We start from the raw sequence: 18464 nt of genomic DNA, 5'->3' as shown, positions 1-18464 counted from the left end.
TGAACAGTCCCTTTTGTTTTGTTCATTTATAGCAATCTAGAGCTTGAACCTTTCGATCAGATGCTGAAGCTTCTCCGACAGGGTGGAGAGAAAATAGGCCGATGAATCGACTTCCTCCATGGCCGCCAGCTGCTGTTCGGAAGCGGCCGACATGCTCTGTGCGCTGTCGCTGGTCTGATTGGCGACATCGACGATGGTCTGTATAGAGTTAACGAGCTGCCTCGCACTTTCCGACAACTGGTGTACGGAAGAGGAAATATACTGGCTCTGCTTAGCAATCTGGCCGGCTGAATGCTCAATCAGATGGAAAGAGTTGCCCGCAGATGTGATGAGCTCACTGCCCTGCGCAATCTGAAGAGCGGTCTGCTGCATGCTGGTTCCGGCCGTTTCCATGATATCCAAGGTATTCAGTACCATGGCTTCAATTCTCTCCACGGAGCTTGCGGAACGCTCGGCCAGCTTACGAACGGAGGTTGCCACGACAGAGAATCCGCGGCCTTCTTCACCGGCCCTCGCGGCCTCAATGGCCGCATTCAGGGCGAGCAGATGCGTCTCTTTGGCAATGTCCGAGATGATATCCAATACACTTTTGATGTCATGGGAATGGTTGGTCAGCAGCTGGATCGTTTGCGCCAGCTCCGCAAAGGTTCTATTGACGAGGTTCATCTGGAGTGCAGTATTTTTCATGGATTGGGAGCCGGTATTCGCTTTCTCCAGATTGCCGCTTGCTGAGAACAGCGCCTGTTCAGCATTCAAGGAGATATTGCGGATGAAGCTGGACATATCCTGCACCAGAGCAGCCCCTTTTCCGAGAATTTCAAGCTGTTTTTCAGCGCCTTCTGCCAGCTCGGCTGTGACGAGCACCGTATGCTCACCGGCCTCGCCCGTCTGCTGCGCGCTGGCGGAGAGCTGCTGCGCCGACGCCAAGACATGCCGCGAGGTATCACGGACTTCCGTGATAATATTTTTTAAATTTTGGGTCATCTGATCAAAGCTCCGCGCCAGACGGCCGATTTCATCACGTTGGGTGAAGGAGAGCGGGCCAAGGGTCAAGTCGCCTGCAGCTACATGTTCCACCTGGCGGGTCAGCACAGAGAGCGGTCTTACCATCCGGCTGACCATGACATAGATAACGATAGCGGTAGCCATTAGCATTGCAGCCCCCAGGGCATAAGGCTTAACGATCATCTCCAGGGTACGCTCCTGAATGATAGAAGCATCGAAATTAACTGCGAGCAGACCGACGATTTCCTTGGTGGGATCATTGTTTTGAAAAATAGGCGCATAACCCGTTTTCAGCCGGACATGGTTATATGTATATACCTGTGAATATAAAGGATGCTTCATGGTTTTTATCATTTGTGCGTCTGCGGAATCGAGATAAAAGGCACTCCCTGCTTCATACCCCCTTTTTTTGAGCTTGCTGTCGGCTGCGAGGACACGGCCATCCATGGTCAGTATAAAAACTTCTTTAAATATGGGCTTATGCGAGGTAATCCAATCAATGCTTGTCTCAACCTTGTCCCTTGCTGTGGTCTCACCGCTGGATAATGCCTCAATCTCCGCCGGATCAACCAGTCCGGTTGTGATGTTGGCGCAGCCCACCAGCTCGATGCCTGCGGACTCGTCTACCTGCCGGTACGCCATCCGGTACCCGAACAGCCCTACAGACATGCCCATGATGAAGAGCAGGGAGAACATTGCCAATGTGATTTTTTGAGCCAGTTTCATTCACATGAACCTCCATTTACTGATATTAAGTTTGTTTGCATAATCCTTTTCAGGGAGTAGTGCCGCAAGGAAAGATTTTTTGATAAACACAGGGAGATTTTGGTAATGAATGCGATGGTTTTGGGTAATAAATCATGGGCTGCACCGGTAACTGGAGTGGATATGTAAGTACAATCATAAGCCGGCGAGGGGCAATGCCTAAAATTTTTAATATTTTGTGACATAATTCACATTAACTCATTTTTGGACCGGAGAATGTGACATTTATCACATTGGAGGCGTCGTTCGTCTGCCAAAATACATGAAGGAAAGGATATTGCAAAAGTCAAAAAGCGTGGAAACGAATTTTGCAAAATCCGAAGGATAACCAATACTTGTGTGTTCACGAATCCGGGAAGTACAGGGTTCTGAGAATAACTTTTAGAAAGAGGGAAGAAAAATGGATGTATTGATGCTGTCTCGGATCCAGTATGCAGCAACGACGATTTTTCACTTTTTCTTCGTGCCCGTGTCGATCGGTTTGGCTCTTCTGATCGCAATCATGGAAACGATGTATGTCGTCAAAGGCAAAGAAGAATACAAAGAAATGGCCAAGTTCTGGGGCAAGCTGTTCCTGATCAATTTCGCGATTGGAGTGGTCACAGGTATTCTGCAGGAATTCCAGTTCGGGATGAACTGGTCGGCTTACTCCCGATTCGTCGGGGACGTATTCGGGGCGCCGTTAGCGGTCGAAGCGCTGCTCGCCTTCTTCCTGGAATCAACATTTATCGGACTTTGGATTTTCGGGTGGGATCGGTTATCCAAAAAAGTCCATGCGCTCTGTATCTGGCTGGTAGCCATTGGGACAGTGATGTCGGCGTTCTGGATTCTGGCTGCGAATTCCTTCATGCAAAGACCTGTCGGCTTCACCATGAATAATGGACGCGCGGAAATGAATGATTTCCTTGCACTGATCACGAACGGCCAGCTGCTGCTGGAATTCCCGCATACCATTTTGGGTGCCTTCCTGACGGGAGCGTTCTTAATCGGAGGCGTGAGCGCATATAAGCTGCTGAAGAAGCAGGATGTCGCATTTTTCAAAAAATCGTTTACGATTGCGGTTATCGTTGGGCTGGTAACTTCCATTGGCGTGGCTTTGGTCGGTCACCAGCAAGCGCAGTACCTGGTCAAAACACAGCCGATGAAAATGGCTGCAACCGAAGCGCTCTGGGAAAACAGCGGCGATCCGGCTGCATGGACGGTAACGGCAATGATCAATACAAAAGAACAGAAGAATACAGGCGAGTTCCAAATTCCTTATCTGCTCAGCTTTCTGTCGTACAGTAAGTTCTCCGGCGAAGTCAAGGGCATGAAGGAGCTGCAGGCGGAGTATGAACAAAAGTACGGTCCCGGCGATTACATTCCACCGGTCCGCACCACGTTCTGGAGCTTCCGCTTCATGGTGGCTGCAGGCTCGCTGATGATCGTATTCAGCTTGTACGGCGTATACCTGGCAGCACGTAAAAAATTGGAAAACAGAAACAAATGGTTTTACCGGATTATGCTGTTCAGCATTTCGCTTCCTGTCATTGCTAACACGTCCGGCTGGCTTATGACCGAGATGGGACGCCAGCCATGGACCGTATTCGGACTCATGACGACAGCGGACAGCGTTTCGCCTAGCGTGACATCCGGCCAGGTGCTGTTCTCCCTCATCGTCTTCGTTGGTGCTTATGCCATTCTGGGAGCGGTCATGGTCTACCTGTTTGTTCGCACGATTAAAAAGGGGCCTTACGAAGTGAAGCCTCAACATGAAGAATCCCATGATCCATTTGATAAGGAGGGATACCGTCATGCTATCTCTTAATGAACTCTGGTTTGTGCTTGTTGCGGTATTATTCACCGGCTTTTTCTTTCTGGAAGGCTTCGACTTTGGCGTAGGAATGTCTACAGGCATCTTGGCAAAGACAGATGGGGAGCGCCGGCTGCTCATCAACTCGATCGGACCCTTCTGGGACGGCAACGAGGTATGGCTCCTGACTGCGGGGGGCGCGATGTTCGCCGCATTTCCGAACTGGTACGCCACGCTGTTCAGCGGATTCTATACGCCGCTAGTGCTGCTGCTGCTGGCGCTGATCGGGCGCGGGGTTGCATTCGAATACCGGGGCAAGGTGGAGAAGCAATCCTGGAAAAAAACCTGGGACGTCATCATCTTTACCGGCAGTCTGCTGCCGCCGCTTTTGCTGGGCGTGGTGTTCACAGACTTGATCCAAGGGCTTCCCATTGATCAGGCTATGGAGATGAGAGCTTCGTTCTTCGGCGATATCGTGAATGTGTATTCCGTGGTTGGCGGCCTGACAATGGTACTGCTCTGCCTCGTGCATGGACTTCTATTTGCAACGCTGCGTGTGAACGGTGATCTTCAGGACCGTGCACGTAAAATGGCACGTAATCTGATGGTCCCACTTGCCGTGATGGTAGTTGCTTTCTTGACCCTGACGTATTTCAATACCGGAATTTTTGAGGTTCGTGGCGGCATTTTGATGGCTATCATTGCGGTAATAATCATAGCATTTGCGCTGGCGGCTCTGTTTTCCGGCAAGAAAAAAGACGGCTGGGCATTTGGTATGACCGGCGCGGTCATAGCGCTGACGATTGCTTTCTTCTTCATCGGGCTCTTCCCGAATGTCATGGTCAGCTCGATTGATGCGGCCTTCAACCTGACCTTAACCAACGCGGCTTCCGGACATTACTCGCTTAAGGTGATGACCATTGTGGCTTTATCCCTGCTGCCTTTCGTGCTTGGTTATCAGATCTGGAGCTACTTCGTCTTTCATAAACGGGTTCACGAGAAGCATCTGGAGTATTAATGGATCGCAATTTACTGGGCTACAAAGGGATAAAGCCAACACTTGCCGCTGTTCTGCTGCTCACGCTGGTACAAAGCGTATCCATCATACTACTGGCAAGATGGCTGGCGGAGGTCCTCTCCGCCCTCTTTGCCGGTGAACCGCTTCACACGCAATACGATAAAATGATGATGTTTCTCGGTGCATTTCTGGTCCGGCACATCATCGGATTTATTCAGCAAAAAATCAGCTATGCGTTCGCTGAGCGGACAGGTGCCAGTCTGCGGAAGCAGGTTATGGAGAAGCTGTTCCAGCTCGGACCCCGGTTCGCGAAGCAGGAAGGCACAGGTAACCTGGTTACTCTGGTGCTGGAGGGCGCGGCGAAGTTCCGGAACTATCTGGAGCTGATTGTGCCGCGGATGGCCGGGATGTCGATCATTCCCTGGGTTATCCTGGTGTATATTTTCATGCAGGACATCACTTCCGGGATCATTTTGATTCTGTCGATGCCCATTCTGATTGTATTTATGATTCTGATCGGGCTTGCTGCCCGAAAGCATACAGAAAAGCAGCTGGACACATACCGCACGCTTTCGAACCATTTTGTGGATTCGCTGCGCGGTTTGGAAACCCTGAAGCTGCTGGGGCAAAGCCGCTCGCACAGCGATACCATCGCCCGGGTGAGCGACCGCTACAGATCGGCGACCATGCGCACATTGCGCGTGGCCTTTCTGTCCTCATTCGCACTGGACTTTTTCACCATGCTGTCGGTGGCTGTGGTCGCCGTTGGTCTCGGTTTGCGGCTGGTTAACGGTGAACTGGCACTGGTGACCGGACTGACGGTACTGATTCTTGCACCGGAATATTTCCTGCCGGTACGCATGGTAGGCGCGGACTTTCATGCAACGCTCGATGGCAAGGAAGCCGGAGCAGCGATGCAGCTTATCATCGATGAGCCGCTGACGCAGGAACCGGATATTCCAAGTATGGGTCAGGAAGAGAGAGAATTGAACTGGACGATGGATAGCCGCCTGATCCTGTCAGGTGTAGGTGTGCAGCATCAGCAGGAAGGCCCGCATTCGCTGCAGGAGGTTTCGCTGGATGTGCAAGGGCTGGGGAGGATCGGGATTATTGGTGCCAGCGGCGCCGGCAAATCCACGCTGATTGATGTACTGGGCGGGTTCCTGAAGCCGTCGACGGGAAGTGTGGTGCTGGACGATCAGCGCCTGGGCTCGCTTACGACGGATGCCTGGAGAAAGCTGACGACGTATATCCCGCAGCATCCCTATATTTTCAGCAGTACGATAGAAGATAATATCCGCTTCTATTCGCCGGATGCGGATGTCTCGGCTGTGGAACGGGCGGTGGCAGCCGCGGGATTATCGGAGCTGGTACACAGCCTGCCGCATGGCACGGAGGAAATCATCGGGAATGGCGGCCGCCAGCTGAGCGGCGGGCAGGAGCAGCGTGTAGCATTGGCCCGGGCTTTTCTTAGCGACCGGCCCGTTATTCTGCTGGATGAGCCGACAGCGCATTTGGATATAGAGACGGAATATGAACTGAAGCAGACGATGTTGTCTCTTTTCGAGAATAAGCTGGTATTCCTTGCGACACATCGTTTGCATTGGATGCCGGATATGGACCGGATTATCGTACTGGATCACGGAAAAGTAGCGGAAACCGGTACCCATGAAGAACTGATTGCCCGCAGGGGAGTCTACTATGAGCTGATACAATCGCAATTGGGGGGAGTAGAGTGAGAGAAGAAAGCTGGCTGCGGCCCTATGTGCGTACGTACTGGGGACGATTTCTGATCATTATTGCGCTGGGCTGCCTTACACTCCTGACGGCATCGATGCTCATGTTCACCTCGGGCTTCCTGATTTCCAAAGCGGCGCTCCGTCCGGAAAATATCCTGATGGTGTACGTGCCGATCGTTCTGGTCCGCACCTTCGGGATTGGGCGTGCGGCGGTCCATTATGTGGAGCGGCTGGTCAGCCATGATGCGGTGCTGCGGATTGTGTCGCTAATGCGTACAAGATTGTACCGGATTCTGGAGCCGCAGGCGTTGTTCATATCCTCCCGGTTTCGTACGGGGGATGTGCTTGGCGTCCTATCGGATGATATTCAATACCTGCAGGATGTTTACCTCAGAACCGTATTTCCGAGTGTCGTGGCGCTTGTGATGTATATTGCCTCCATTGCCGCCTTGGGATGGTTTGATATCAAGTTTGCGCTTTTCATGGCGCTGTATATCTTTATTCTCGTAGCGGTTCTGCCTTGGGTATCACTGCTTATTACCAAGGCGAAAAGTCGTCTCTCGAAGCAGCAGCGCAGCGGCTTATACAGCAAGCTGACCGACGCCGTGCTTGGCATGAGCGACTGGGTCATCAGCGGCAGACAATCGCAGTTTCTCGCAGCCTATGAAGCGGATGAGCGTGAGGCGGCACGGGTGAACAGCCAACTCAAGAGCTGGGCACGCTGGCGGCAGCTGATCGGGCAGGTTGTGATTGGCCTCAGCGTCATTTCAATGGTGGTATGGGCAGCGCGCGAATATGCCGGCGGGCATATTCCGGCAACGCTGATTGCGGCTTTTGTGCTGGTGATGTTCCCGGTTATGGATGCATTCATGCCGGTATCTGAAGCGATTGAAAAAATACCAAGCTACCAGAGCTCACTGCAGCGGCTCCGTGACATCGGCCGGACTGCCGGCGCGGATGGGACGGAAGAGAACGTTTCACGCGTTTCCGCAGAGGAAGTTCGCCAAATGGCAGCATCCGATGTCCATCTAACCGTGCAAAACGTCAGCTTCCGCTATGATGAAGCTTCGCCCTGGTCGCTGCAGGATGTATCGCTCGATCTGCCGCAGGGCAAGCGGATTGCGATTATCGGCCGCAGCGGGGCGGGCAAATCGACGCTGCTCAAGCTGATCGAGGGGGCTCTGGCACCTTCATCAGGAACCGTCCGATTAAATGGCATGGATGCGTATGCGATTGGCGACCAAATGCCGCAGGCAGTCTCCGTATTGAATCAGAGCCCGCATCTATTCGACACGACCGTGGCGAACAATATCCGCCTTGGCGACCGTGATGCCGAGGACGAGGATATCCGGCGCGCGGCCGGTCAGGTTAAGCTGGATCAGCTAATCGAGTCCCTGCCTCTCGGCTACAAAACACCGATGCATGAGACGGGGCAGCGCTTCTCAGGTGGTGAGCGCCAGCGGATCGCGCTGGCGAGGGTTCTTCTCCAGAACAATCCGGTTGTCATCCTTGACGAGCCGACCGTTGGACTGGACCCGCGCACCGAAAATGATTTGCTCGCAACGATCCTGGATACGATGAAGGGCAAGTCATTGGTTTGGGTGACGCATCATTTGGTGGGTGCCGAGCATATGGATGAGATCATTTTCATGGAGAACGGACGCATAGAGATGAGAGGTTCCCATGCGGAACTGATGGCAACGTCCGAGCGGTACCGCAATCTGTACCGGCTGGATCGTCCGGAGGCGTTTATGGTGAAGTGAACGGATATATTGGAGTCATGCTGCTAGGAAGCGGTATGGCTCTATTTTTATTGGGGATGCGTGGGAGGATATCATTCGTCCCGTTGAGTGCATAAAAAGAGGCTCATCGCCGCATCCTACATATGGGCAAGTTGGTAAATTAAAGGGGGTGCAAGTAAGATGAGCAACAATTCCCAGGAGCCAAGCAAGTATGAGGTGCAAACCACGAAGCTGAACCAAATGCCGGTACCTGACGAGCAAAGAGAAGAGTTTGCAAAGGAAATGGAAGAAGACGCGAAGGAAGCGTTTGGCCAGCAGCAATCAGAGAATAAAGAGTAATGTTTAATACATGATGATGAGGGGTGTCTTCAAAGGTCTACAGACCGAGAGGCACCCCTGTTATAGTTGAGGTCAAGCTCTATGCAGGGATGGGGTCCATTGTAATCGTTCAAGGTTGTCTAATACTTGACTTATCGTTCAAGAAAAATTATATTAATTACACGAAAGGGGGACTATCCGTGGGGAGACATAAAGAGTTTGACCAGGAAAAGGCTGTTGATCAGGCACTCGACCTATTCTGGGAGAAGGGCTATGAAAGCACTTCTATTCAGGATCTGTGTGATCACCTGGGGATTCACCGGGGCAGTCTCTACGACACGTTTGGGGATAAACATGAGTTATTCTTGGCCTGCCTGGACCGTTTCAGTGAACGGGCTGATGAAAATTATAATTATATTTTAAAAGAAAACAGCGATTCGCCCAAGGAACAGCTGGAACGCTATTTCTCCAAAGTGATCGATATATCCATGAACAACGCGGCACATGGGCGCGGCTGTTTAATGACGAATACGACGCTTGGACCCGTGGTATATGTGCCGAATGTGGCCAGCCGGATTGAGGCCCATGCGACGAATACGGAGGCTTTATTTTTTAGCTTCTTAATGCGTGCACAGAAAAAAGGATGCCTGAAAAGCAAACACAGTCCCCGCGAGCTGGCGCGATTTCTCGCCGGAACCAAACAGGGGCTGCATGTGATGGCGCGGACTGCGGCGGATCGCAGCGTGCTTGAAGATTTCTGTAAAGTGGCAATTTCGGTCATGCTGTAATTTTTTTTTTGGTTATTTTTGAATGCTTGTTCAAGTATTATTTGGAATAATGAGAGAGTAGGCTCCTATTTTTTTGCTTTATTCTTGAACGGCCATTCTAGAAATGGAGATGATGTCAATGAAACGAATGTTATGGGTCATTCTGATGATGTCCGTCGGAGCCACCTTCACCTCACCGCTATTCCCGCTCTATCAGGAGCATTATCAATTAAGCAGCCTGCAGATTACGATCTTATTTGCGGTCTATGCCCTCTTCCTGCTGCCGTCGCTGCTCATAGTGGGATCAAGAGGAAGCAGGTGGGGATTAAAAAGAGTTCTTCGCATCAGTATCTGGATTTCAATCGCGGCTACGATTCTTTTTATGGGGAGTCAGCAGGCGTGGCTGGTCTATGCGGCGAGGATACTCGAAGGCATTGCATACGGCACCTTTACGGGAACGGCAGTAGCTTTCCTGCTGCAGCAGAGTCCCAAAGGCCAAGCGAAAAAAGCAATCACCTTATCGGGAATCACGGTGTCCGTTGGTTTTGGTCTCGGGCCGGCACTGACCGGACTCGTCATCCAATATGTGCATGTCATGCCGCTGCGAGTGCCGTTCTGGTTCTTGACCTTACTGCTGGTTAGCGCTTGGGCTGCTCTTGAAACGTTAAAGGATCATGACTTCGAGGCACAGAAAAGTAGGGACGAAACGGCACCTGCACCTATTTCTCTCGGAGTTCCCGCAGATATCCGCCGCCATTTCTGGTCTTTCAGTGCCCTACCGATCTTTACGTTGTTTACGCTGAACGGAATCATCCTTTCACTGATCCCTTCCTTTGTAAAAAGTGTGATCCATACTACTAATCTTTCCGTGTCAGGGTTGCTGATTCTGCTGCTTCTGGGAGGCGGAGCCCTCATGCAGCTGCTTCCATGGGTTAAATACCCGGTAACCCGCCTGCGTATCGGTATTGTATTGCTGGCTATAGGTGCCTGGCTCGTCGTATTCTCGGGTTCAACGGGAAGCATCATCTTGCTCTGGATCGGAGTTCTTGTTCAGGCAATCGGCAGCGGCTGGACGTTCCAGATCAGTCTGCAGCTTGCCGGAGAGCTTCCCAATCCGGAGGAGCGTCCGAAAGTAATTACAAGCTTCTATTTGGCTGGATACTCCGGCTTTATCGTTCCCATTGTGGGCACCGGCATTCTGACGTATTTCTTCGACCTGCATGTGTCGCTGATCGTATTGAATATTCTGGCTTCCTTGCTGGTACTCTACATGCTGGCGTATTCAGTCCGATTTGCGAGATATTATAGCGCCCGTAAGTCACAGCTGCTGTCACAAGAGCAAACAATATCCGCAGCACCCAAGATTGGATGCGAAGGGGCACTTCAAGAGCAGTTCTAAGCAACAAATGCCCGATACCTTTTAAAACAAAGTGTACACAAAAAAGCAGCCCATCCATAATCGGATAGGCTGCTTATATTTATTTATGAAAGAGTTTAGTCTTCCTTCGGATGAATCATTTGCTCCGGACGCACCACAGCATCGAACTGCTCTTCGGTCAGCAGGTTGCTCTTCAGAGCCGCTTCCTTCAAGGTCAGTCCTTCCTTGTGAGCCATCTTGGCTACCGCTGCGGCATTTTCATAGCCGATATGCGGATTGAGTGCCGTTACCAGCATCAGCGATTGGTTCAGATTGCGTTCAATCACGGAACGGTTTGGCTCGATGCCTACGGCGCAGTGGTCATTGAAGGATACCATTGCGTCCGCCAGCAGGCGTGCGGATTGCAGGAAGTTGAAAATGATCACCGGCTTGAACACGTTCAGCTCAAAGTTGCCTTGGCTGGCAGCAAAGCCGATTGCAGCATCATTACCCATAACCTGGCATACGACCATCGTGATCGCTTCACTTTGAGTAGGGTTCACTTTACCCGGCATAATGGAGCTGCCCGGCTCGTTGGCAGGAATAACAAGCTCACCAATGCCACAGCGCGGACCACTGGCCAGCCAGCGCACATCGTTGGCGATTTTCATGAGATCGGCGGCAAGCGCTTTCAGCGCGCCGTGAACATACACGAGCTCGTCATGGCTTGTGAGCGCATGGAATTTGTTCAAGGCGGAGGTGAAGGTTTTGCCGGTCAGCTTGCTGATGTTGGCAGCCGTCATGTCGCCGAACTTCGGATGAGCATTAATGCCTGTGCCGACAGCTGTTCCGCCGATCGCCAGCTCACGCAGCGATTCGATGCTGGTGCGGATCATGCTTTCGCTTTTCTCCAGCATACGGTGCCAGCCGCTGATTTCTTGGCCGAGCGTAAGCGGAGTAGCATCCTGCAGATGCGTTCTGCCGATTTTGATAATATCCATATACTCTTCGCTCTTCGTAAGGAACGTTTCCTTCAGCTTGGCGATGGCAGGGAGGACTTGATCCTCAACGGCAATGAGTGCCGCGATATGCATCGCTGTTGGGAACGTATCGTTCGAGCTTTGCGATTTGTTGACGTCATCGTTCGGATGAATGCGCTGCTCGCTGCCTTTTTCCTGAAGCATTTGGTTGGCGCGGTTCGCGATAACCTCATTCACATTCATATTCGACTGGGTGCCGCTTCCGGTTTGCCAAACAGCCAGCGGGAAGTGATCGTTCAGCTTGCCTGCGATGACCTCATCGGCTGCTGCCACGATGGCATCGGCCTTCTCGGCGTTGAGCTTGCCCAGCTCTTTATTGGCAAGAGCCGCACTTTTTTTCAGGATCGCAAATTCGCGGATCAGTTCCAGCGGCATTTTTTCTGTGCCGATTTTGAAGTTTTCAAAGCTCCGCTGCGTTTGGGCTGCCCACAGCTTGTCCGCAGGAACTTTAATTTCACCAATGGTGTCTTTTTCAATTCTGAATTCCACTTGTATTTCCTCCTTCACCACACGTGAGTTCATATTCAATCCTGAGATCCATCTCCATAAAAAAGCCTGTTGAAACGGACCCACCTGATATGAAATATATCATAATCTTCCTTCTATATAAAATGAAATAAAGCTTGTCGTTTCCTTTATCTCAATTTATCTATATAAAATGAAATAAAGCCTGCCCCTTTCCTTTATTTCAATTTTATCTATATGAAAAGAGATTTTATACATACATTTAACATTTATTAGCATTTTGTTTAACAGTTTCCTTCTATACTAACTCTAGTATCATTCAACCAAAGGAGGAAATGTGATGATAAGAAAGAAACGGAGCATCGTACAAGCCGCACTGTGCCTGACAGCGGCTGTAAGTCTTGTGATTTCCGGAGGGATTGTTCAAGCCAAAGGGAACGCAGCGCCCACGAAAGCAAAAAATGTAATCCTGTTTGTCGGTGACGGCATGGGAGCAGCGCAGCGGGATGCCATCCGCCTGAATACAGTTGGTTTAAATGGCAACCTTCAGATGGACGATATGCCTTATTCCGCATTTCTCCGCACCCATTCTACAACCGCAGTAACCGATTCAGCTGCTGCAGGAACAGCGATTGCCAGCGGTGTCAAAACATATAACGGCGCCGTAGGCGTTGATGCGAATAAAAAACCTGTTAAAACCCTGCTGGAAGTTGCAAAAGGTCTCGGCAAATCAACGGGTCTCGTGACGACTAGCCAGATTACAGATGCGACACCGGCGGTGTTTGGTTCCCATGTTGAGGACCGTTCACAGCAAAGCAAGATCGCAAAGCAATATCTCGATAACAGCAAGGTAGACGTGCTGCTCGGAGGCGGAGAAGATTTCTGGTATCCTGCCGGCAATCCGGGTAAATTCGAAGATCATCCCGCCGAAGACCCAACGGAAGAAAGCAAAGGAACGGAAGGCAATCTGGTGGATCACGCCAAAAAACTCGGCTATCAATATGTGACGAGCAAAGAGGAGCTGCAAAAAGCGAAGAACGGAAAAATTCTCGGGCTGTTCGCTAATGAGGAGATGTTCCAGCAAAAGCCTGAGGGAGAAGGCGATGTGTACAACCCGGTTGTACCGCTGAAGGACATGACGCAGAAGGCGCTGGATACCCTCTCCACGAACAAAAAAGGATTTTTCCTGATGGTTGAAGAGGAAGGAACCGATGAAATGGCGCATGAAAACAACGCGAAGCTGACGATCAAGGCCGGACAGGAGCTGGATAAAGCGGTGGGCGTTGCCAAAGAATTCGCGAAAAAGCATCCGGATACGCTAGTACTGGTGCTGGCTGATCATGAAACCGGCGGCTTTGCACTCGAAGGTGTGGATGATAAGGATGAGTCTGGTGACGGAATCTCGAAAGAGGATGGACCATTCAGTATCTACGGCTCCAAGGAGCAGTTCTTCGTGGACTGGACGACTTCGGGACATACCGGAGTTGATATTCCACTGACTGCGATGGGAAGCGGCGCGGAGCTCTTCACCGGCGTCCATGAAAATACGTACGTTCATGACGCGATTCTTAAAGCTTGGGGACTCATGAAGTAACTTCTTATTCTCAATAACCGGCATGTTTTACTAATAAAAGCCGCTATTTCTTTGATTATAGATCAAAGGATAGCGGCTTTTGTGTACGTTACCTGTTACTTGGCATGCTTCGGCTTCTTCGCCGGCTTGCGCGCTCTGCGCAGGAAGAAGGACAAAATCAAGGCAATGATGGCAATCCAGGTTGCCACAATAAAGGCATCGTTGATCCCCTCGATGGTGCCTTTTTCGGAGACGATCCCGAACACGCTTTGTAATACCAAGCTGTAGCCCGTCTCTACAGGGACACCGGCCGTCGTGGACATACTCTGGCTCAGCGCGGCCAAATCCTCGCCTATAAAGGGATTATCGGCTGTGTAGTGATTGGCGGCATCGGCGATATGAGTGGTTGCCCGGGTCGACATCACGGTAATGAGCAGGGCGGTTCCGATGGACCCGGCCACCTGCCGCATCGTATTGGACATGGCCGTACCGTGGGCGCCGAGGCGCGGCGGCAGCGAATTCAGACCCTCGGTCTGCACGGACATCATGATGAGCGACATGCCAAAACTCCGTATGGTATATATGACCATCAGATGCGAGAAGGAGGTGTCCGAAGTCAGCTTACTGAACTCAAACGTCATCACGGCGGTGATGAACAGTCCGACAATTGCCAGCGGTCTCGCCCCGATCTTATCGAAGATCGCGCCGGAGATCGGCGACATCACACCCATCAGTAAAGCGCCCGGCAGGAGGAGAAGGCCGGACTGAAGGGGCGTGAAGCCGCGGATGTTCTGCAGATAGATCGGCAGCAGCAGCATCGCACCGAACATGACCATGTTAACAAGCCCGCCGACAATGGTTGAGACTGTAAAGATATCATATTTGAAGACCCTGAACTCAAGCATGGGAACTTCTATTTTCAGTTCACGCAGGACGAACAGCATAATGAAGACAATTCCGACAAACAGGGAACCGAGTACGGTAAAGCTCTCCCAGCCCTTGTCTCCTGCGGAGCTGAAGCCGTATAACAGCATTCCGAAGCCAAGCGTTGAGAAAACCACACCCCAAAAATCGAACTTCGGCTTGGTGAGCTTGTTGACGTTGGTCAGCCACCTGAAGGCAAAAAGGATATCCAGCAGCGCCAGCGGAATGACCATGAGAAACAGGATCCGCCAGGTGTAGTGTTCAACAATCCAGCCGGACAGCGTCGGCCCGAGGGCAGGTGCGAACATCATGGCGATCCCCATCGTGCCCATCGCGGTGCCCCTTTTTTCAGGTGGAAAGACCGTCAGAAATACGTTCATTACCACAGGCATAATAATCCCTGCGCCGCTGGCCTGAATAATCCGTCCAACGAGCATGAGCACGAAGGAATTACTAAGCGAGCACAGCACGGCACCGGCGGTAAACAATCCCATGGCGGACATGAAGAGAGCCCTTGTTCCGTAAGAGTTAATCAAAAACGCCGTAACCGGCACCAGCACGCCGTTCACCAGCATATAGGCAGTGGACAGCCACTGGACGGTCGTAGCCGATACATTGAATTCATTCATCAAATGGGGGATGGCTACGTTCAGCAGCGTCTGGTTCAGAATGGAGATGAACGCTCCAAGCAGCAGTACGGTGAGCGTGCGCCCCATATGAAATTCTTTTTCCATGGCAGGACCTGCCCCCTCGCTAAATGTGAATTCGGACGGTAGCGTTCATGCCAGGGACAATTCCGAGACCTTTGTAGCCCTCAATCGTGATGATAATGGGCACGACCTGCGTCACTTTGGTGTAGTTGGCGTTGGAGTTCGTACTTGGAAACATGGAGAACGTCGAAGCAGTGGCCAGACCAATCTGATCGATTTTGCCGGTGAGCGTTGTATCTGGAAAAGCATCTACATAGACATCCACCGTTTGACCAACCTTGATTTTATCCAGCTTGGTTTCTTCTATATTGGCCGAAATCCACAGATTATTCAGATTGAAGCCTCTGGCCAGCGAGGTCCCCGGTGCTACATAGGAATGAGGAATGGCCGTTTGCTGAACGATTGTTGAACTGAGCGGAACGGTAATATCGACCCGGGTGCCCTGAGCAGTTACACTCCCGACCACATCACCGGTTTTAAAATATTGACCGACTTGGGCATTCCAGGTGTCCAGTTTACCAGCAGCTGGCGCAGCGATCGAAACGGCTTGTCCGGTTACCTGGGCATTGTCCGTTTTGACGTAGCTGGATGTCTGATTGTAATAGTAGATCGCCGCTCCGCCCAGTCCGAGCACAATAATGACGACGAGTACATTGACAAGAAGTGCGCGTGAGTTCATAACGTGTTGTCTCCTCCTAAATGGTTGCTATCTTTAGCCAATTACAGAGAGCATCCCCTAAACGGAGAATTCATATTCAGCTTCGTTGCTTTTTTCGGACTCACTAGAGTGCTGGGATAAATGGAGATCTTCTGGGGATAAATAAGGAATCAAAGCATGGAAAAGGGGACATTCCGCATGAAAATATATGTGATTTATGATAGTGAGAATGGACATACCGAGGCGCTTGCGCGCTCTGTGATGGAGGGTGTGACCGCCGTAGACGGGGCCGAAGCCGAAATTTCCCACGTGAATGATGCTGATATCTACAAGCTGGAGGATATGGATGCGATTATTTGGGGATGCCCGGGTCATTTCGGTACGATCAGCGCCGGACTCAAAAACTGGATTGACCGCCTGGGCTACCTGTGGGCACAGGGCAAGCTGGTTGGGAAAGTCGGGGGCGTATTTTGCACAACAGCTACTGTTCACGGCGGACTGGAGTCGACCCTGATCAACCTGATTACGCCGATGCTTCATAACGGCATGATTATTGTCGGACTGCCCGGGAATATTCCGGAAAATGCATTATACGGATCATACTACGGTGTTGGCGTAACCTGTCCTGTTGAGCTGTCGGAGAATGATCCGAAGAACCTACCAAGTGAAAATGATCTGATCCTCGGTCGTGCGTTAGGCAGACGGGTAGCTGAGGTAACCAAGCAGCTGGTTGCTTCATCTACGGCAAGGTAGGGTGAATGCCATATGGTCATTGCTTTTGTTGTACTCGCCATTGTGGCGCTTATTTTTCTTTTTGTATATAACTCCCGTTTAACGAAGAGGTCGGGCAAACGTCAGGATGTCAGGGAGGAACCTGCAGCTTCCTCTGCTCCGCCCGCTGCGCCTTCAACCCCAGCAGCGCCGGCTGCTGTAGTAACTCCTGCCCCTCCAGTGGAATCGCACGCAACGGTTGAACAAGAGCAAAGAGTGATCGCGCCGGAAGCTCCAGATAGAATTGCGCTGGTGGAGGCCGAGTCTGAAGCGCATCGGTCGGCCAGCGACGGTGACCGTGCCTATCGTGAAGCCCTTCGGAAGTTTGCAGGTCATACACCTGTTGAAGAAGAGAGTAGTCCGCCGCCTGTGAAGAAGCCTGATCCAAGCTCTGATGATGCCTATCGCGAGGCACTGCGTGCCATGATGAGGGATCAGGGGAAATAGGGGAGGGCTGGCAGGAATCATGAGAAGAGATAAAGCAGCCGTACCGGTCATCTGCCGGAGGCTGCTTTTTCTTTTGGCATCATGGAACATTTCATTGTCACTGGGCTGCAGCGGGTGTTATTTTAAGAGATAAGAAATTCTATATATATGATGCACGCCCCGGCGTGATTCAGCAGGTAGTGGGAGGAAATCATGACGGCAGTAATAACGGTCATCGTTTGTCTTATTTTGATTGTGCTCGTGCTATTAGGAGCCAGTATGTACTTCTATAATGTCGGGATCCGGCGCAGCAAAAAGGATTTTCTGGAGGAGGATCCCTCCCTTATTAAGATGGATAACCCGTGGGAGCATGAAGAGGAATGGTTGAAGAGCCAGCCGCTTGAAACGCTTCATTTGCAGGCCGAGGATGGGCTTTCATTAACGGGGTATTACATTCCGTCCGCCGAGCCATCCGATCGTACGGTAGTCCTGGTTCATGGCTATTATAGTCAAGGTAGGGAAATGGGCGCTTTCGCCAAGCTCTATCATGAGATGGGCTTTCATGTGCTTATGCCCGATAACCGGGGCCATGGACAAAGCGGTGGAAGCTACATCGGTTTCGGCTGGCCGGATCGCCGGGACATTATCAGGTGGATCGGTTATGTTGTGAAACGGAGTGGACCGCAGACGCAGATGCTGCTGCATGGGGTCTCGATGGGCGGCGCCACCGTGCTTATGACCAGCGGGGAGAAGCTGCCGGAACAGGTCAAATGCATCGTATCGGACTGCGCCTATACTTCGATTAAAGATATCCTGACGTATCAGCTGAAGCAGATGTACAAGCTGCCGCCGTTTCCGCTGCTCCCCATTACGAGTCTGATGAGCAAGCTCCGTGCGGGTTACTTTTTTGGTGAAGGATCGGCGCTTAAACAGGTGGCAATGACAAAACTGCCCATTCTCTTCATCCACGGGGATAAGGATACATTTGTTCCGTTTGAAATGGTCAATCGCCTTGCGGCCGCTGCCGGAGGAGAGAAGGAGCTCTATGTGGTGCCCGGTGCGGTTCATGCGAATGCGTATTTTATGGATAAAAAGAGCTATCGTGAACGGATCGGCCGCTTTGCGTCCCGTTATTTGGGCGTTGCTCTGGCAGATCAGAAGCGTTCCTCCCATCTGGATGGAAATAATGATAGCCGCGAACGGATTCAACTGGATGACCGAACGTAACCTGGTCATGGCGAGAGCTGAGCTGGATTCGGTACTTGCGCAAAAAAACCGGCATGCTGCTGTAATATAAATATGAACTAAAGGAAAAACAAGCTTTAGTTCATTTTATAGCAGTGCCGGTTTTTTTGCGGTATTCAGAAAGGGTCAGAACTGGCTGGAGTACAGCT

The 18464-nt window shown here is 51.4% G+C and carries 15 protein-coding genes; 11 read left to right on the top strand and 4 right to left on the bottom strand.

Annotation, left to right across the window (positions count from 1 at the left end; translation table 11 throughout):
• Nucleotides 1-36 precede the first annotated feature (36 nt).
• On the bottom strand, nucleotides 37-1731 hold the full coding sequence (locus KJS65_RS19765) for a methyl-accepting chemotaxis protein (RefSeq protein ID WP_213651577.1): 1695 nt from the start codon (nucleotides 1729-1731) through the stop codon (nucleotides 37-39).
• A gap of 439 nt (nucleotides 1732-2170) precedes the next feature.
• On the opposite strand from KJS65_RS19765, the gene KJS65_RS19760 reads away from it, so the two are divergent.
• From KJS65_RS19760 to KJS65_RS19730, 7 genes are all read left to right on the top strand, one after another.
• Complete coding sequence (locus KJS65_RS19760; RefSeq protein ID WP_213651576.1) at nucleotides 2171-3577, top strand: cytochrome ubiquinol oxidase subunit I; 1407 nt, start codon at nucleotides 2171-2173, stop codon at nucleotides 3575-3577.
• The gene (cydB, locus tag KJS65_RS19755; protein WP_213651575.1) at nucleotides 3564-4580 is read left to right on the top strand and encodes a cytochrome d ubiquinol oxidase subunit II; all 1017 of its coding nucleotides are present in this window, start codon (nucleotides 3564-3566) and stop codon (nucleotides 4578-4580) included. The genes KJS65_RS19760 and cydB overlap by 14 nt, the downstream gene beginning before the upstream one ends.
• A complete protein-coding gene (gene cydD / locus KJS65_RS19750) occupies nucleotides 4580-6319 on the top strand; it encodes a thiol reductant ABC exporter subunit CydD (protein ID WP_213651574.1) in 1740 nt (579 codons plus the stop codon). The genes cydB and cydD overlap by 1 nt, the downstream gene beginning before the upstream one ends.
• Complete coding sequence (gene cydC, locus KJS65_RS19745) at nucleotides 6316-8082, top strand: thiol reductant ABC exporter subunit CydC (protein ID WP_213651573.1); 1767 nt, start codon at nucleotides 6316-6318, stop codon at nucleotides 8080-8082. The genes cydD and cydC overlap by 4 nt, the downstream gene beginning before the upstream one ends.
• Nucleotides 8083-8241: 159 nt before the next feature.
• On the top strand, nucleotides 8242-8400 hold the full coding sequence (locus KJS65_RS19740; protein WP_213651572.1) for a hypothetical protein: 159 nt from the start codon (nucleotides 8242-8244) through the stop codon (nucleotides 8398-8400).
• 179 nt (nucleotides 8401-8579) lie between these two features.
• A complete protein-coding gene (locus KJS65_RS19735) occupies nucleotides 8580-9167 on the top strand; it encodes a TetR/AcrR family transcriptional regulator (RefSeq protein WP_213651571.1) in 588 nt (195 codons plus the stop codon).
• Nucleotides 9168-9285: 118 nt separating this feature from the next.
• A complete protein-coding gene (locus KJS65_RS19730) occupies nucleotides 9286-10545 on the top strand; it encodes an MFS transporter (protein WP_213651570.1) in 1260 nt (419 codons plus the stop codon).
• 95 nt (nucleotides 10546-10640) lie between these two features.
• Here the strand turns inward: KJS65_RS19730 and fumC are convergent, their stop codons facing one another.
• Nucleotides 10641-12032 carry a class II fumarate hydratase gene (fumC, locus tag KJS65_RS19725; protein WP_213651569.1) on the bottom strand — a complete coding sequence of 464 codons (1392 nt, stop codon included), beginning with the start codon at nucleotides 12030-12032 and terminating at the stop codon, nucleotides 10641-10643.
• A gap of 316 nt (nucleotides 12033-12348) precedes the next feature.
• On the opposite strand from fumC, the gene KJS65_RS19720 reads away from it, so the two are divergent.
• Nucleotides 12349-13602, top strand: a complete 1254-nt coding sequence (locus KJS65_RS19720) for an alkaline phosphatase (protein WP_213651568.1) — start codon at nucleotides 12349-12351, stop codon at nucleotides 13600-13602.
• Between the two features lie 95 nt (nucleotides 13603-13697).
• Here the strand turns inward: KJS65_RS19720 and KJS65_RS19715 are convergent, their stop codons facing one another.
• Nucleotides 13698-15239: a DHA2 family efflux MFS transporter permease subunit gene (locus KJS65_RS19715; protein ID WP_213651567.1), complete on the bottom strand. Its 1542-nt coding sequence runs from the start codon at nucleotides 15237-15239 to the stop codon at nucleotides 13698-13700.
• A 19-nt stretch (nucleotides 15240-15258) separates the two neighbouring features.
• Nucleotides 15259-15894 carry an HlyD family secretion protein gene (locus KJS65_RS19710; RefSeq protein ID WP_213651566.1) on the bottom strand — a complete coding sequence of 212 codons (636 nt, stop codon included), beginning with the start codon at nucleotides 15892-15894 and terminating at the stop codon, nucleotides 15259-15261.
• A 177-nt stretch (nucleotides 15895-16071) separates the two neighbouring features.
• Between KJS65_RS19710 and KJS65_RS19705 the strand changes: the two genes are divergently transcribed.
• The 3 genes from KJS65_RS19705 (at nucleotide 16072) to KJS65_RS19695 (ending at nucleotide 18297) form a co-directional block, all read left to right on the top strand.
• Nucleotides 16072-16626, top strand: a complete 555-nt coding sequence (locus KJS65_RS19705; RefSeq protein ID WP_213651565.1) for an NAD(P)H-dependent oxidoreductase — start codon at nucleotides 16072-16074, stop codon at nucleotides 16624-16626.
• Between the two features lie 12 nt (nucleotides 16627-16638).
• A complete protein-coding gene (locus tag KJS65_RS19700; protein ID WP_213651564.1) occupies nucleotides 16639-17091 on the top strand; it encodes a hypothetical protein in 453 nt (150 codons plus the stop codon).
• Between the two features lie 192 nt (nucleotides 17092-17283).
• Nucleotides 17284-18297, top strand: a complete 1014-nt coding sequence (locus KJS65_RS19695) for an alpha/beta hydrolase (protein WP_213651563.1) — start codon at nucleotides 17284-17286, stop codon at nucleotides 18295-18297.
• The last annotated feature ends 167 nt before the right edge of the window (nucleotides 18298-18464 follow it).

The organism is Paenibacillus sp. J23TS9 (genome assembly GCF_018403225.1).
Classification (GTDB): domain Bacteria; phylum Bacillota; class Bacilli; order Paenibacillales; family Paenibacillaceae; genus Paenibacillus_AQ.
Note: the sequence above shows the minus strand (reverse complement) of the source record. Positions and strands in the feature narration are given on the sequence as shown.